The following is a 15,293-nucleotide window of genomic DNA, read 5'->3' on the forward strand; positions in this document are numbered from 1 at the left end:
CCATGCCGTTCCTGCGCAGTTGTGTCGTTTCGGCGCAGCCAGGCGACAGCTTTTCGATCAGAAGGAGGACGGGATGGCGCGGCAAGCTTGCGGCTTCTGGCGGCTGTGGCCGCTGGCTCTCCTGCTGTGGGTCGTGGCGGCCTCGGCCGGAGAACTGACGCAGGCCGACGTTGCGCGGCGTTTTCCGCCCCCGCTGCAGGTCGGTGCGAAGATCGGTGCGACCCTCAACGAGGCGCCGGCCTGGCCTTTGACGAACGAGCTGACCCCGGAGGCGGGGCCGGTCGGCTACGTTTTCGAATCGATCGACCTTGCGCCGATCCCGGGATTTGAAGGCACGCCCTTCAACCTGCTGATCGCCATCGATGCCCGCGGCGACTTCACCTCCGTCGAGGTCCTGCGCCAGCACGAGCCGGTCTTTCTGTCTGGCTTGGGCGAGGCGCCATTGCACGCCTTCGTCGCGCAGTACGCCGGCAAGAACATCAAGCAGCCGATCACGGTGTCCAGCGCCTACGGGCGTAGCAGCGACGCCGGCGGCCGCCGCGTGGTCCTCGACGGCGTCGCCAAGGCGACGGCTTCCATCCGCGTCGTCAATCAGACCGTACTCACGGCCGCGCTCGCCGTCGCCCGGGCCCACCTCGGCCTCGCGACGCCGGGCCGACACGGGGCGGTCGCCGAGGTACGTACGGAACTGTACGAGAACAAGGATTTCGCCGCCCTGCTGCGCGACGGCGACCTCATCCGCAAGCGCTGGAGCAATCGCGAAGTCGAAGCCCTTTTCGCCGGCACCGATGCGGCAGGGATTGACGAAGCGGCCCTGGCCGCGCCCGACGACACCTTCATCGATCTCTACGTCGGCTACCTCAACGCTCCCACCCTCGGGCGCGCGCTGCTCGGCGAGCGCGGCTACGCCGAGCTCATGCGCCAGCTCGGGCCGGGGCAATCCGCTTACTGGCTGGCGGCCCAGGGCCGTCACCGCCTGCTGGGGCCGGACTTCGTGCGCGGCACCATGCCGCCGCGGCTGACCGTGAGCCAGGACGGCCCCCTGGAAGCGCGCGACGCCGACCTCGAACTGCGCCCGCCGGCCGGCGCGCCGCCCTTCGACACCATGGTGGTCCTCAAGTCGCCGCAATTGTCGGGACTCGACCCGGGGCGGGGGGTGAATATCGCGCTGGAGGTAGTGCGGGAGAAGGGGCAGATCTACCCGGTCCTCACCCGCCAGACCCTCGATCTCGATTACACCCCGCCCGCGCGGTATTTCACCTGGCCGCCGGAGCCGCTGCCCGAATGGCTCGTTGCCTGGAAGGCCCGCTGGCCTGAGCTGGCGATCATCGCGGCCGGGCTGCTTACGCTCTCCCTGGTGCTGGCGCGGCCGCGCCGGCTGGCGATGGACGAGCGCCGGATGTTCGCCTTCCGCATGGGATTCCTGGCCTTCACGCTGGTCTTCGTCGGCTGGTACGCGCAGGGCCAGCTCTCCATCGTCCAGCTCACCGGCGCGGTCAAGACCCTGGTGGCGGGCCAGGGGCTGGGCAGCTTCCTGTATGACCCGGTGTCGCTGCTGCTCATCGCCTTCACCGCGATTTCCTTCGTGCTGTGGGGGCGCGGCACCTTCTGCGGCTGGCTGTGCCCCTTCGGTGCGCTGCAGGAATTCGTGGCCGTGATCGCCCGCCGGCTTGGCGTGAAAAACCGGCGTCTGCCGCAGCGGCTGGAAAGCCTCCTCGAACGTGGCCGCTTTGTGGTCCTCGCCGGCCTGCTGCTCGCCGCTGCCGTGGCACCGGGCGTGGCCGAGGGCCTAGTCGAGATCGAACCCTTCAAGACCGCGATCACCGTCGGCTTCGACCGCAGCTGGCCCTTCGTCGCCTGGGCGGTGCTGCTGCTCGCGTTGGGCGGTGTCTATTACAAGTTCTTCTGCCGCTTCGTCTGTCCCCTCGGCGCGGCGATGACCGTGGGCGGGCGCCTGCGCCGCTTCGACTGGCAGGCAATCCGCCCGGAATGCGGCCACCCCTGCCAGACCTGCCGCGCCCGTTGCGAATACGACGCCATTGCGCGCGACGGCCGCATCCTCTACGACCGCTGCTTTCAGTGCCTGGACTGCGTGGGCGTCTATCACGACGCGCGCCGGTGCGCGCCGCTCGTCTTCCATGCCCGCACGGGCCGCGAGTGGCGGCTGAATCAGGCGTCAGCGCAGGCACCGGCGGAGCAAACCGCGGACTGATCCTCGACAAGCCACGCCGGGACGAGCATGCGCACGGATTCGGATAGAATTCGCGCGATTTCAAACGGATGTTTCGGGGACGAGCCGATGGAAGACAATTCGTTAGCAAGTCTCGGTGCGCTGCACTTTCTTGTCGTCGACGACGACCCGTTGATGGTTTGCGTCGCCGTTGAACACTTCAGTTCTCAGGGCATCGAAGTGGAGGCGGTCAGCAATGGTGCGGAGGCATTGCGCAAGATGGAGGCTCGGCTGCCCGATCTGGTGCTTTGCGATCGCAAGATGCCTGAAATGTCCGGCGCCGCATTGTTGGAGGAAATTCGTCATCGCGGACCGGAGTGGCAGCGCGTCGCCTTTATCTTTGTCACCGGCCTGGTGGACAGGCGGGATCGCTACGCCATGATGCCGCTCCATCCGGATGGCTACATGACCAAACCGGTCGATTTCGACAAGGAAGGTCCGGTGATCGCGAAAATTCTGCGCGAGAAGCGCGCTGAATATGGCGCTGCCCCGTGACAGGTGCTGTGAATAAACCCTCCGGTCGGGTCTCGGCCTACATCACCGGCCTCAGTCTGGTGATCGCGCTGACGATTGCAATCAGCCTTCCGTCGCTTTATTGGGTGCTCAAGCATCAGCAGCTTCAAGCCGAAGTCGATGTCGAGAGCGCGATCAATGCTCGCGAGATCATGGAGGTGGTGGCAGTCGACCCGGAGAACTGGCAGCAAGAACGGATCCTCCGAGAGAAGATCGAGGAGGATCAGACCGCGACGGATCTTCCCGAGTACCGTGGCGTCATGAATGCCGAGGGCAAGGTGATTGCCGAGACGGCGCCCCTCGAAACAAGCTGGATCGTCGAGCATCGCAGTGCAATCGCGGACGACGGCGAGGAGTACGGTTCGATGACCGTCGCACGCGACCTGCGACCCGTGTTGCTGCATACCGGCATCGTGGGGCTGCTGGCGTTGCTGCTCGGCTTGAGTGTATTTGCTGTCCTGCGCATCGTGCCGCTGCGCGCGCTGGATCGGGCGCTCAAGGAGCTTCAGGATCTGAACGACGAACTTGAAGAGCGGGTGACGGAGCGCACGCGCGCGCTGTCCGCGGCCCAACAGGAGGCAGAGGCTGCAAGTCATTCCAAGAGCGCATTCCTTGCCAACATGAGCCATGAAATCCGCACGCCGATGAACAGCGTGCTCGGCATGGCGCACCTGCTGATGCGCACCCCGCTCGCCCCCGTGCAGCAGAACTATGCCGAAAAGATCATGCTTTCCGGCCAGCACCTGCTGCGCCTCATCGACCAGATTCTCGATCTGTCAAAGATCGAGGCCGGCAAACTGATCCTCGAGGTTGCGCCATTCGATATCCGGCTGGTGGCCGCGAACGTTTCCAGCCTGATGGAGGAGCGAGCCACCGCAAAGAATCTCGATTTTGCGTGCCATCTCCCGCCCACGCTCGACCGGATGCTGCTCGGCGACTCGCTGCGCCTGGCTCAGATTTTGATCAATCTGAGCGGCAACGCGATCAGGTTCACCGATGCAGGCCGTGTCGAGATCCATGTTTCGATCGACGAGGAGAGCGAATCCGACGTCCTGCTGCGCTTTGAGGTGCGGGACACGGGGATCGGTCTGACCGCAGGCGACAGGGAGCGGATCTTCCGTTCCTTCGAGCAGGCCGACGTGTCGACCACGCGCAAGTTCGGAGGGACCGGGCTGGGTCTTGCGATCAGCACACAATTGGCCGAATTGATGAACGGCACGCTCGACGTGTCCAGTAATCCGGGCGAAGGCAGCACCTTCTGGTTCACGGCCCGATTCGCGAAGGGCGAGCGCTTGTCCAACGACGTCGTGGTCGCCACGGCGGGCAAGGCGTGCCTGGAGGCGGAAATTTCCAGGTATCGGCAGCTGCTGCAAGGGCGGAACATCCTGTTGGCTGAAGACCATCCCCTGAACCAGATGGTCGCCCGCGCCTTACTTGAGGATGTGGGCTGCGTGGTCACTATCGCCGGCAATGGCAAGGAGGCGCTCGACCTGTTGCGTGACACCAAGCTGCGCTTCGATTGCGTGCTGATGGACGTGCAGATGCCGGTCATGGATGGCTACGAAGCGACGCGCCAGATCCGCGCCGATGCTTCGCTGGACGACGTGTTTGTCGTCGCGATGACCGCCAACGCGACGAGGGAAGACCACATGAGCTGCGTCGACGCCGGCATGGACGACTTCCTCACCAAGCCGGTCGACCCCGCAAAGCTCTACGCGATGCTCGCGGCGATGCTCGCGGACGCGCCACCGGCCCAGCTGCCATTCGGGAAGGATTCGACTCCGGACCGGAGACCGCCCGCCGCTTCGCAGCCGATCGACCCGGAGCTACTGCCTGACTTTGATCCAGCGACACTCGAGAAACTGTCCGGGCACAATCGGCAGAAACAGATTTACTTCGCCGATATCTTCAGGACCTCCACCCAATCCGACCTCGAGAAGATCGCTGTCGCCTTGGATGTCCGGGATTTTGACGAAGCCTCGGAAATCGCGCATCGCATCAAGGGATCGGCTCGAACCATCGGCGCATTGCGGCTCGGCGAACTGAGCTTTGTGATGGAAAAGCTGCGGCGATCGGGCGATATCGACAGTGCGCGCGGGACCCTGGAACGGATGAAAGCAACGTTTCACGAGGTCTCCACCGCAATCGAAAGGCTCTTTACGGCCTCCTGAGGCTCCGCCTGCTTTCGTGACTGTAAGATTTGATCGGTTTGCGCGACTAACTGTCACAGATACGAGGAGCGCGGCGGAAGGCGGACTTCCCGCGCTGCGTATCGTTGATGGGGAATAGTCATGAATCGACGTTATTCGCTTCAAGCCTTGCTGGGTCTTGTTCTGATGCCGTTCGGGGTGCGTCGTGGCACAGCCGCGGACAAGTCCGGCCCGGCGCTTGTGAAATCCCGTTCCGAATGGGCGAAGCTGTTGCCCGCCGACGCCTATCGGGTGCTGTTCGAGGAGGCGACCGAACGCCCCGGGAGCAGTGCGCTGAATCATGAGAAGCGGGCCGGGACCTTCGTCTGCGCGGCGTGCTTTCAGCCCTTGTTCGATAGCGCGACGAAGTTCGAAAGCGGGACGGGCTGGCCGAGCTTCTGGCAGCCCTTGCAGGCTGCGGTCGCGACGAAGACCGATTACCTGCTGGTGGTGCCGCGCACGGAATATCACTGCTCGCGCTGCGGCGGGCATCAGGGGCACGTCTTCGACGACGGGCCGAAGCCGACCGGTCTGCGCTATTGCAACAACGGCGTCGCCTTGCAGTTCGTCGCGCGGGGCGAGCCTTTGCCGGAGCTGCGGACATGAAAGCCAGGTTCGCTGTGGTGGCGGGCTTGGCGCTCGCGCTTTCCGGCGGCCTGGCCGCGAACATCACCCATGGGGCCGACGCGGCGGCGCCGTCCTCCGCATCGGCCTCGGCAATCTTCGCCGGCGGCTGTTTCTGGTCCATGGAGGCGGCGTTCGAGAAGCTGCCCGGCGTGATCAGTGCGGAGTCGGGCTACACCGGCGGGCGGACGGCCAATCCGAGCTACGAGGACGTGAGCTCGGGGCGGACCGGACATGCGGAGGCGGTGCGCGTGCGCTTCGATCCGGCGAAGGTGAGCTATCCGCAACTGGTCGATTACTTCTGGCATCACATCGACCCGACGGTGAAGGACCAGCAGTTTTGCGATCACGGTCCGCAGTACCGGACGGGAATCTATTTTTCCGACGAGGCGCAGCACAAGGCGGCCGAGGCGAGTCGCGACGCCTTGCTGAAGAGCGGCCGCTTCGCGCAGATCCGTACCGAGATCGTCGCGGCCGGGCCCTTCTATCCGGCGGAGGAGTACCACCAGGACTTCGTGAAGAAGAATCCCTTGCGCTACGAGGCGTACCGGATCGGCTGCGTCCGCGACGCCCGGCTGGCTCAGGTGTGGGGAACGAAATAAGGAGGGCGCGGGGCGATGCAGCATTGCTTTACCTACGGTTCGCTGATGTGCGAGGACATCATGTCGGCGGTATGCGGCGCGCAAAGCCGCTTCGTCGCGGCGTCGCTCGACGGGTATCGACGCCGGCCGGTGGTCGGGCAGGCCTATCCGGGGATGGTGCCCGCGGCGGGCGCGCGGGTGGCGGGGGTGTTGTACCTGGACCTGCCTGAGTCCGCGTGGCCGCGGCTGGATCGTTTCGAGGGCGACGAGTACGAGCGCCGCGAGGTGCTGGTGCGCTTCGAGGATGGCCGGACGGAGACGGCATGGACCTATGTCTTCCGGCCGGAGTATGCGGCGCGGCTAGGGGAGGGAGAGTGGGATTTCGAGCGCTTCCTCGCGACCGGCAAGGCGCGCTTCACGGCGCAGTACGTGGGCTTCGACACCCTGGGGGACGAGGGCGCGATCTGATGTGAAGGCAAGCCGTGAGTCACCAGACGGGGTCGCGGCTCGCAAAGTGTTCGGCAAGGAAGTCGATCAGGACGCGGACCTTGGGCGAGAGGTGCTTGCGCGTCGGATACACGGCATAAATGCCGAACTCGATGGACTTGTAGTCGGGCATGAGTTCGACGAGGGTGCCGGCGGCCAGGTCGCTCCCGACGAGGAAGGTCGGTTGCAGGACCACCCCCTGATGCGCGAGCGCTGCGGCGCGGCAGGTTTCGCCGTTGTTGGTGTGCATCCAGGGATTCGTTCGCACGCTGACCGGGCCGTCCGGCCCGACGAAGTGCCATTCATCGCGGGTGGATAGATAGGTGTAGCCGATGACGTCGTGGCCGGCGAGTTCGTCCGGGTGGGAGGGCGTGCCGCGGCGCGCGAGGTATTCCGGCGAGGCGCAGAGCACCATCCGTGCGCTGGCGAGCCGGCGGCTGACGAGCGACGAGCTTTCCAGTGCCGCGATGCGGATCGCCACGTCGAAACCTTCCTCGACGAGGTCGACCACGCGATCGGCGAGCGTGACCTCCAGCGTCACGCGGGGATGGCGTGCCTTGAAGAGGCCCCACAGCGGCGCGAGATGCAGGATGCCGAAGGTGAAGGGGGCGTTGATCCGCAGCAGGCCGCTCGCCGCTTCGCTGCGCGAGGTGATTTCCGCTTCGGCGTCGGCGAGGTTCGCGAGCAGTTCCTTGCTGCGCGCGTAGAAGACCTGGCCTTCGGCGGTCAGCGATACGCGACGGGTCGTGCGGTGAAGGAGCCGGATGCCGAGCCGCTCTTCCATCTCGACGACGTGCCGCGACACCGCGGCCTTGGAGAGCTTCAGCGCATCGGCCGCCGCGACGAAGCTGCCGGCTTCGACGACCGCGTTGAAGGTCTGCATTTCGAGGAATCGGTCCATTGTATCGATTTGGGGAACAATTAATCCATGTGACGGCAGTTTATCGTCGATATTCGTTCCAATAAAGTGACCTCCACGTACTCATCAACTCCTTGGAGGAAACATCATGAAAGTCACCGTCATCGGCGCCGGCAACATGGGCTCGGCCTTCGTCAAGCAACTCACCCGCGCCGGCCATCAAGTCAGCGTCGTCGCGCGCAACGCCGAGAAAGCGCAGGCCGTCGCCGCGGCCCATCCGGGCGCCAAGGCCGTCCCGGCCGAGGGTTCGGCTGCTTCGGCCGACGCAGTGATCCTCGCGACCGGTTACGGCGACGCGGTGTCCGCGCTGAAGAGCGTGGGCGGTCTCGCCGGCAAGGTCGTCATCGATATCACCAATCCGCTAACCGCGGACTACATGGGCCTGACGGTCGGTCACAGCACGTCGGCATCCGAAGAGATCGCCAAGGCGGTTCCTGGTGCGGAAGTGGTCAAAGGCTTCAATACGCTGTTTGCGCAGGTGCTCGGCGAAGGGGCGGATTTCGGCAATGGCCGCGCGGCGACGGTGTTCGTGGCGAGCGACAGCGAGCGTGCGCGGAAGGTCGCGAAGGAGCTGGCGTCGAGCATGGGTTTCACGACCGTGGATGCGGGCGGGCTGAAGAACGCACGTTACCTGGAGCCGCTGGCGGGGCTGAACATCTATCTGGGCTACGGTGCGGGCCTCGGTACGGCGATCGCGCCGACCTGGATTCACCGCGGCTGATCCCGCCCCTAATCCCGCGCCGGATCCTCCTCGAAGGCGTCGATCACGGCGGTCGACGAGCGCATGATCTGCGCGCGGCAGGCTGGACGGATGTCGCACATCACGGCCTGCACGAGCGTGGCTGCGAACGCGAGGTCGCGCGGCGGGGTGAAGAGCGGGATGGTGATCGTGCGGCTGCGCAGCAGGTCGGGCTGCTCCTGGATGGTCTTGACGATCGGCGGAAGCGGGCCGCGCTTGGGGTAGAGGGAGCGGCGGGAGCTCGTCCGGTCGGCCCGGCGGGCGTATTGCGCGCGGACTTCGGGGGGCGTCTCGGGCGCCCGGGCGAGGCGGCAGCGGAAGGTGGAATCGTGGTTGTACCAGCACAGCCACAGGGTTTCGCCGAGGGCATCGTCCAGCGGGCGTTGGCCGTGCCCGGGAGGGGCGAGCGTGCCCAGCGCGGCAAGTGCTGCGCAGGTTCGGAGGGCGGATCTTGGCTTGGGCATGGATAGCACTCCAGAAGCGTGGCGGCGCGATGCCGCGTGTCTTGCAGAGGGAGAATAGCCATGCGCGCCGAAGCGCCGGCTTCGCGAGCCGGTGCCGGTCGCGGCGTTGTCGGATCATGCGCGCCCGTCGCGGGCGGCGCCCCGGACGTGTCGTTGCCGGGCTGCCGTCGGGGCCGCACGCATGCGGCAGGCACGCATGATCACTATAGACAGCGCCGGTGTCGGCCCGATCCGTAACAAATTCATGCGGCCGCGCGACGACAGGGTAGCCAGACGCGGAAGGAGGGGCCTGGGCCGACCGTGCCGGTCAGGCGGCGGCGTACAGACGGTTGACGGTGGAAACCAGGTCTTCGTTTCGGAAAGGTTTCGGCAGCACGCCGTGAGCCCCGCGCGCGAGGGCGGCATCGAGGCGGTCCTGCGTTTCGGCCGAGATGACCAGCACTTTGAGCGGAACGGGCGGCGGAGCTTCCTTGAGGTGATCCAGCACGGCGAAGCCGTCCATGTGCGGCATGCGCAGGTCGAGCGTCATCACGTTGGGCCTGAAGGTGTGGATCATCGTCCCGGCCTGGAAGCCGCCCGCGGCGATCGCCGTCTTGTAGCCGGCGAGATTGAGTGCGCGAGCGATCGCGTTCCCCATGCCGGGCTCGTCGTCGACGATCAGGACCCGCCGCTCCGCGGTCTCGACGCTTGGCTCCGGCATGCCGTGCGCCTTCATGAAACGCCGCAGCTCGTCGAGCGGGATGCGGTAGTCCCCGCGCCCCGGCAGGCGATAGGCATTGAGCTCGCCACGTTCGACCCAGCGGATCACCGTCCGGAAGCTGACGCCACACAGTTTGGCGGCTTCGGTCGTTGTTAGCACTTCGTTCATGGCGGTCACTCCGATGGAATCCATGGAGTATTTATATGTTCGCCTGTCACATTAGTCAATTAAGGTCTGTTAGTGCTGTTGTGAAGAATTGTCACGTCGATCGTGACGGTGCCGAAGGGGCTATTCGACCGGGCAGCCGCGAAAGGGTTAGCATCCTGGCCGAGCGGGAATTGAAGCCGTGTGTGCGCTCCCACGCCGCTCTACCCGATGCGGCGCGGCTATTGCTGGATCATTTGCGGCACGGGGAGTGAGGTCGCGACACTTCGCGGCCATCCTGCATCGACCAAATCGCTGCCAGGGCGTAGGCTTGAATGCTGCCTTGGGGGCAGGGGGCTGCTGGTGCCGACCGCCCGGTCCCCGGTTGTCGCGGAAATTGCAATGTCGATGGCCATCACCTTTGCCAATGCCCTGATGCTCTTCACCGGTGCGGCGGCAACCCTCGCCGTGCTGCGCGCGGCCGCGCATTACGCGATCCGCGTGACACTCGCCGCGCCGTGCGTCCGCGAGACCGAAACCCCCGCCGCCCGCGGTCTCGCCTTCGAGACCGTGCGCATCCCCACCGCCAACGGCAGGCAGCTCCATGCATGGCTGATCCCGCGCGCCGCAACGGGTCGCGCACCGGGCGTCGTCCTCGTGCACGGCTGGGGCGGCAACGCGCAGGCGATGCTGCCGCTGGCGGGGCCGCTGCACCGCGCCGGCTTCACCACGTTGCTGATCGATGCCCGTTGCCATGGCCTGTCCGACGCCGACACCTTCGCCTCGCTGCCGCGCTTCGCGGAAGACGCGAGCCACGCCTGCGACTGGCTGGCGGCGCGAACCGACATTGACGCGCAGCGCATCGCGTTGCTCGGCCACTCGGTCGGCGCCGGCGCCGTTCTCCTCGCCGCGGCCCGCCGCGCCGACATCGCCGCCGTGGTCAGCGTCTCCGCCTTCGCCCACCCCGAAGAAATGATGCGCCGCGTCCTCGCCGCCAAGCGCATCCCCGACGTCCTTGCGCGCTACATCCTCCGCCACGTCGAACGCACCATCGGCCACCGCTTCGACGACATTGCACCGCTTGCCAGCATCGCCCGGCTGCGCTGCCCGGTACTGCTGGTGCATGGCGAACAGGACATCATCGTCCCGCCGGCCGACGCCCGTCGCCTCCATGCGGCGGCCCGCCCCGGTGCCGTCGACTTGCTGATCCTGTCCGGCGATCACGAATCCTTCACGGATATGGAGCGCGAGCTCGCGGCCGTGGTGGTTTTCCTGCAGCGCGCATTCTGGCCGTGCGGCATCAGTTGGCCGCCCGAGCGGCGCAACTGATTCAAGCAAGCGGCAAGTAGCTTAGCGAGCCTCCATGACGATTGGGGGGGCTCAGGTCATTACGCCCCGCACGGCGCCTGCCGCGCCCCACTCTCGCGCATGATCATCTCGACCACTGCCCGATTCTCAGTCGGTGCGAGTTCCACGCGCAGCACGCATCCGCCGACATGCGCTGTGTCGGCGTCGGATGTCGTGAAGGTTTCACTAGGCGACTGGCCGGGCTGGTTCGTGTAGGACTGCCCCGGGCATTCGGCGGCGAGGGCGTCGGCGGCGAGGTCGGTGCTGAGGGCGATGCTGGTTTCCGAGACGCCGGCCTGCACGAGGCGGAGTTTGGCGCGGTCTGCGTCGGCGGGGGTGGGGAAGGCGCCGACCAATACGGTGCTGGTTGCCATCTTTGTCTCCTTCATTACTGGTTTGCCAGCGGGACGCTGGGTCAGAACTTCTCGCACCAGGGCCGCAGGTCGAGTTCTTGTGTCCAGGCGCTGCGCGGCTGGCAGTGCAGCTGGTAATAGGCGTCGGCGATGGCGGCGGGGTCGAGCATGGAGGCTGAGGCTTCGCCTCCCGCGGGGCCGATCCGGCCGTCGATGACGATGTGGGCGACGTGGATGCCGCGGGGGCCGAGCTCGCGCGCCATGCTTTGCGACAGCGAGCGCAGGCCGGCCTTGCCGACGGCGAGGTTGTGGAAGCCGGCGCTGCCGCGCAGGCTCGCAGTGGCGCCGGTGAAGAGGAGGGTGCCGCCTTCGCCGCCTTGCTCGATGCGCGCGAGCATCGCGCGGGCCGCCGCCCGGCCGACGAGGAAGCCGCCGAGACAGCCGACACGCCAGCAGCGTTCGAAGTCGGCGGCGCTCGTTTCGAGCACGCTGCCGGGGACGTAGGTGCCGGCGTTATAGACGACGACCTGGGGTGTGCCGAGGTCGGCTTCGACCGCGGCGAAGAGCTGGTCGACCGCGGCCTCGTCGGTGGCGTCGCAGATGTAGGGATGGGCGGAATGCACGATGCCGCAGCAGGCGGAGGCGAGCCCGTCGAGGCGGGCGGCGTTGCGTGCGACGAGCGCGACGCTCATCTCGGCGTGCGCAAAACGTTGTGCGAGCGCGAATCCGAGGCCGGGACCGGCCCCGACGATGACGGCGACTTTGGCGGCTTTCATCGCAGGCTCCTGTTGGGGGAAGGGGATGAGTTCATCTTAGCTCGTGGCTCGCGGAACGCATTTGGGCCTGCAAACGGCGTTCCTTGGAATCCCTGGCATTGAATTCTTGACACATCCTTCTTTCATTCTTCCTGTATGGTGCACTGCACCAATGCATCGCCGAAGAATGGAGGATTGTTCATGCTTCGAAAACGATGGTGGCAAGGCAAGGCCGGCTCGGTGCCGGCGTTGAACCTCGCGCTACAAGGCGGCGGGGCCCATGGAGCCTATACCTGGGGTGTCCTCGATCGCCTGCTGGAGGACGGCTGGCGGCTCGAGGGCATCAGCGGCACGAGCGCCGGTGCGATGAACGCCGTTGCACTTGCGCAGGGCTGGACGCGCGGCGGGCCCGAGGGGGCGCGCGAGAGCCTGTCGGCTTTCTGGGAGGCGGTCGCGGACAAGACGCCGCCGGAGCTGGACCTGCTGCATAGCCTGAACCCTGGCGGCAACGGTGGGCTGCCGGGCCCGGTGAATGCGCTGATGCATGTCACGAAGCTGTTGTCGCCCTACCAGTTCAACCCCTTCGAACTGAATCCGCTGCGCGACGTCGTCAGCAGCCAGTTTGATTTCGACTACCTGCGCCGCGCCTGCCGCTTGAAGCTCTTCATCGCGGCGACCCGCGTGCGCACGGGCAAGGTGCGCCTCTTTCATACGGGCGAGATCACCGCCGAGAGCCTGCTGGCGTCGGCCTGTCTGCCGTCGATTCACCATGCGGTGGAAATCGACGGCGAGGCGTACTGGGACGGCGGGTTCAGTGCGAATCCCGCGATCTATCCGCTGATGTATGAATGCCGCACGCCGGACATCCTGCTCGTGCTGCTCAATCCCTTGAGCACGTCCGACGCGCCGCGCAGCGCGGAGGACATCGCCGGCCGGGCGACCGAACTGGGCTTCTCGACGACCTTCCTCCGCGAGATGCGCATGATCACGCACGCTCGCGCCTACATCGCCGAGGGTCCGTCGTGGGTGCCGCGCGGGCGCCTCGAGCGCAAGGTCATGGGGCTGCGCTTCCACCTGATCGAGGCCGAAGAGCTCGCGGAGACGGGCAACGGCAGCAAGCTCAACGCGGCGCGCGCCTTCCTGCACGAGCTGCGCGACTTGGGCCGCGTGCGCGCCGCGCGCTGGATCCGCACGCGGCGGCGTTTCGTCGGCAAGCAGGGGACGGTGGATCTGCCGAAGCTGTTTTCGTGAGCGTCTGCGTTCCAGTTTGTTTCACTGGATGCGATCCGGATATTCCCCTGCTAGGCTTGGATGGAGTGACCTGGGGGGGAAATCATGCGGAACCCAATCGCTTCTTCGGTCGTTTCGCTTTGCCTGCTCGGCGGCTGCGCGTCGCAAGGTGTCTCGCTGCAGGAGGGGACGGTTCTGCTGGGCGAGGTCAGCCACACGGTGACCGAGCGTGATGTCGCAGCGAATCGAATCGGGCCCGAAACGACAGTCGCCGACCTCGCGCATCACATGAGACGTTTGGGCTTCACCAAGGAGCAGATTGCCGCCGGACGGGTGGTCGCGGTCCGCGAACGCATTTACTGGCACACCGTCGTATCCGGCATCAGGCACGATGACGTCTTCCTGGCCTTGGTGCCGGAGGGGATGAGCGTCAAACCCGGAGACATCGTCGAGAAGGCGCTGCAGCGCCCGCCGACGATCGTGCGCGTGCGTGCGCGAAGCCAGGCCGACGCCCATTGCCGCTTCGAGGAGCTGCCCACGGGGGACCTCAAGGGCGTGACCGGCATGCTGAGAAGAGTGGGGCCGAGCGGCGCGGCGACCTTGTACTGCGAAGGCATCGAGAAGGAAGGGTGGGTGCGGCTGCAGTCGTACTGGCACAAGCCACCTCCCGGAAGTGCGGAGTCGGACGAGCAATCCATGTGATCTACGGCGCGATTCAGAAGGACGAGCCCGGCTCGCGCAGGAAGGCGATCTCATCGTCGGTCGACGTTCGCCCCAGCAGCCGGTTGCGGTGCGGGAAGCGGCCGAAGCGGGCGATGATGTCGCGGTGGCGGATGGCGTAGTCGGTGTAGTCGTCGAAGGTCGCGCGGCCGGCGTCGGGGACTTCGTCGGCGAGGCGGCCGAAGAGGGCGACGACGCGCTGCTGGTCGGCGAGCGACTCCGAATGTTCGAGCGGCAGGCAAAAGAACACGCGCTCGATCGGGCGCAATGCCGCATTGGCACCCGCCGCGAGCCCTTCGACGCACCAACGGCGGGCAAGCGGGTCGTAGGCGAAGGCCTGTGCGGTGTCCCGATGCATGTTGCGGGAGAACTGGTCGGTGAGCAGGATCAGTGCGAGGCGGCCGCGGGGCGTCGCGACCCAGTCGTCGAGTTCGCCGGCGGCGGCGCGGTCGAGCCACGCGGCGAAGCGCCGCCGGATCACGCCGTCGGTTTCGCGATCCTTGCGCCACCAGAGCTTTGCCTGCCTCGCGGCGACCGCAGCGTCGTCCGGTCCGGTGCGAGCGGCAGTGTCCGTGCCGAACCAGAAGCGGCAGATCGAGGCCGGCGTTTCGATGTCGGAGGCAGGAGGTTCGCGGGTCATTTCGGCGGCAAGCTCATCACGAAGCGGATGCAGCGAGCGACCCCAAACTTACGTTGTCCGGGAATCCGCACGCAGCTCCCAGATTCCCGCTGGCGGCGTGTTCCGCCATACCACCGCGGTGCGCTTCCAGCGCAGGAGTCGCGGGGCCGGGAAGGGCGCGCGGGGGTGGTAGGTGAATTGGACGAGCTTGCGGTCCGGCTTGTGTGCGAGGAACCGGCACAGGCTGTGTGCCGTCTCGATGGCGACATGCTCCGGAAGCGAACGGAAGGGCAGGCTGGAGACGAGGACAATCTTGCCCGGGTAGTCGATCAGCTCATCCACGACCTCTTTCGCCGAGGCCTGCCTGACGTCCACGTCGGGGTAGCGGCGCTGGAGCCGATGGGCGAGGGAGGGCTGCAACTCGACCGCGATCAACGGCACGTCGGGCAGCTTGTCCAGCAGCGCATCCGTGACGGGGCCGGTCCCGGCGCCGAGTTCGATGACGAGGTCGGCACCTGCCGCCGCGTTTGCCATGGTGTTCGCCAAGGCCCGTGAAGACGGCAGCAGCGTGCCGGTGGAGCCCGGATTGCGCAGCATTGCCATCAGCAATTGAAGGTGCATCGAGGCGTGTTCACGCGAACCAAAGGAAACCATCTTAATTTCGAACCAGGTGCTGCGGA

The 15,293-nt window shown here is 66.3% G+C and carries 17 protein-coding genes; 10 read left to right on the forward strand and 7 right to left on the reverse strand.

The window, feature by feature from the left end; translation table 11 throughout:
• The first annotated feature begins 73 nt into the window (after positions 1 to 73).
• From AZKH_RS00820 to AZKH_RS00845, 6 genes are all read left to right on the forward strand, one after another.
• Positions 74 to 2,212: a 4Fe-4S binding protein gene (locus AZKH_RS00820; protein ID WP_015433817.1), complete on the forward strand. Its 2,139-nt coding sequence runs from the start codon at positions 74 to 76 to the stop codon at positions 2,210 to 2,212.
• Between the two features lie 87 nt (positions 2,213 to 2,299).
• The gene (locus tag AZKH_RS00825) at positions 2,300 to 2,725 is read left to right on the forward strand and encodes a response regulator (RefSeq protein WP_015433818.1); all 426 of its coding nucleotides are present in this window, start codon (positions 2,300 to 2,302) and stop codon (positions 2,723 to 2,725) included.
• A gap of 8 nt (positions 2,726 to 2,733) precedes the next feature.
• Positions 2,734 to 4,914: a response regulator gene (locus AZKH_RS00830; protein ID WP_051071628.1), complete on the forward strand. Its 2,181-nt coding sequence runs from the start codon at positions 2,734 to 2,736 to the stop codon at positions 4,912 to 4,914.
• A gap of 120 nt (positions 4,915 to 5,034) precedes the next feature.
• A complete protein-coding gene (gene msrB / locus AZKH_RS00835) occupies positions 5,035 to 5,538 on the forward strand; it encodes a peptide-methionine (R)-S-oxide reductase MsrB (RefSeq protein ID WP_015433820.1) in 504 nt (167 codons plus the stop codon).
• Positions 5,535 to 6,158, forward strand: coding sequence for a peptide-methionine (S)-S-oxide reductase MsrA (msrA, locus tag AZKH_RS00840; RefSeq protein WP_015433821.1), 624 nt, complete (start codon positions 5,535 to 5,537; stop codon positions 6,156 to 6,158). Before msrB ends, msrA begins: the two co-directional genes overlap by 4 nt.
• A 15-nt stretch (positions 6,159 to 6,173) precedes the next feature.
• The gene (locus tag AZKH_RS00845; protein WP_041655776.1) at positions 6,174 to 6,605 is read left to right on the forward strand and encodes a gamma-glutamylcyclotransferase family protein; all 432 of its coding nucleotides are present in this window, start codon (positions 6,174 to 6,176) and stop codon (positions 6,603 to 6,605) included.
• Positions 6,606 to 6,624: 19 nt separating this feature from the next.
• Here the strand turns inward: AZKH_RS00845 and AZKH_RS00850 are convergent, their stop codons facing one another.
• On the reverse strand, positions 6,625 to 7,524 hold the full coding sequence (locus AZKH_RS00850) for a LysR family transcriptional regulator (RefSeq protein WP_015433823.1): 900 nt from the start codon (positions 7,522 to 7,524) through the stop codon (positions 6,625 to 6,627).
• A 106-nt stretch (positions 7,525 to 7,630) separates the two neighbouring features.
• On the opposite strand from AZKH_RS00850, the gene AZKH_RS00855 reads away from it, so the two are divergent.
• Entirely contained in the window at positions 7,631 to 8,263 is a 633-nt protein-coding gene (locus tag AZKH_RS00855) for an NADPH-dependent F420 reductase (protein ID WP_015433824.1), read from the forward strand.
• A gap of 8 nt (positions 8,264 to 8,271) precedes the next feature.
• On the opposite strand, the gene AZKH_RS00860 is transcribed toward AZKH_RS00855, so the two are convergent.
• Together AZKH_RS00860 and AZKH_RS00865 are read right to left on the reverse strand one after the other, a co-directional pair.
• Entirely contained in the window at positions 8,272 to 8,745 is a 474-nt protein-coding gene (locus AZKH_RS00860; RefSeq protein ID WP_015433825.1) for a hypothetical protein, read from the reverse strand.
• A 307-nt stretch (positions 8,746 to 9,052) separates the two neighbouring features.
• Entirely contained in the window at positions 9,053 to 9,613 is a 561-nt protein-coding gene (locus AZKH_RS00865) for a response regulator (RefSeq protein WP_041656562.1), read from the reverse strand.
• 378 nt (positions 9,614 to 9,991) lie between these two features.
• On the opposite strand from AZKH_RS00865, the gene AZKH_RS00870 reads away from it, so the two are divergent.
• Positions 9,992 to 10,918 carry an alpha/beta hydrolase gene (locus tag AZKH_RS00870; RefSeq protein ID WP_015433827.1) on the forward strand — a complete coding sequence of 309 codons (927 nt, stop codon included), beginning with the start codon at positions 9,992 to 9,994 and terminating at the stop codon, positions 10,916 to 10,918.
• Positions 10,919 to 10,977: 59 nt separating this feature from the next.
• Here the strand turns inward: AZKH_RS00870 and AZKH_RS00875 are convergent, their stop codons facing one another.
• Positions 10,978 to 11,310, reverse strand: a complete 333-nt coding sequence (locus AZKH_RS00875; protein WP_156822013.1) for a hypothetical protein — start codon at positions 11,308 to 11,310, stop codon at positions 10,978 to 10,980.
• A gap of 41 nt (positions 11,311 to 11,351) precedes the next feature.
• The gene (locus AZKH_RS00880; protein WP_015433829.1) at positions 11,352 to 12,065 is read right to left on the reverse strand and encodes an SDR family NAD(P)-dependent oxidoreductase; all 714 of its coding nucleotides are present in this window, start codon (positions 12,063 to 12,065) and stop codon (positions 11,352 to 11,354) included.
• A 180-nt stretch (positions 12,066 to 12,245) separates the two neighbouring features.
• Here AZKH_RS00880 and AZKH_RS00885 point away from each other — a divergent pair, with 180 nt between their 5' ends.
• Positions 12,246 to 13,295, forward strand: coding sequence for a patatin-like phospholipase family protein (locus tag AZKH_RS00885; RefSeq protein ID WP_041655778.1), 1,050 nt, complete (start codon positions 12,246 to 12,248; stop codon positions 13,293 to 13,295).
• An 84-nt stretch (positions 13,296 to 13,379) separates the two neighbouring features.
• Positions 13,380 to 13,976 carry a hypothetical protein gene (locus tag AZKH_RS00890; RefSeq protein WP_015433831.1) on the forward strand — a complete coding sequence of 199 codons (597 nt, stop codon included), beginning with the start codon at positions 13,380 to 13,382 and terminating at the stop codon, positions 13,974 to 13,976.
• Positions 13,977 to 13,989: 13 nt separating this feature from the next.
• Here the strand turns inward: AZKH_RS00890 and AZKH_RS00895 are convergent, their stop codons facing one another.
• Both AZKH_RS00895 and AZKH_RS00900 read right to left on the reverse strand, forming a co-directional pair.
• Positions 13,990 to 14,634, reverse strand: coding sequence for a DUF924 family protein (locus AZKH_RS00895; protein ID WP_015433832.1), 645 nt, complete (start codon positions 14,632 to 14,634; stop codon positions 13,990 to 13,992).
• A 48-nt stretch (positions 14,635 to 14,682) separates the two neighbouring features.
• Positions 14,683 to 15,267, reverse strand: a complete 585-nt coding sequence (locus AZKH_RS00900) for a class I SAM-dependent methyltransferase (protein WP_015433833.1) — start codon at positions 15,265 to 15,267, stop codon at positions 14,683 to 14,685.
• Positions 15,268 to 15,293 lie beyond the last annotated feature (26 nt).

This window comes from Azoarcus sp. KH32C, assembly GCF_000349945.1.
Classification (GTDB): domain Bacteria; phylum Pseudomonadota; class Gammaproteobacteria; order Burkholderiales; family Rhodocyclaceae; genus Aromatoleum.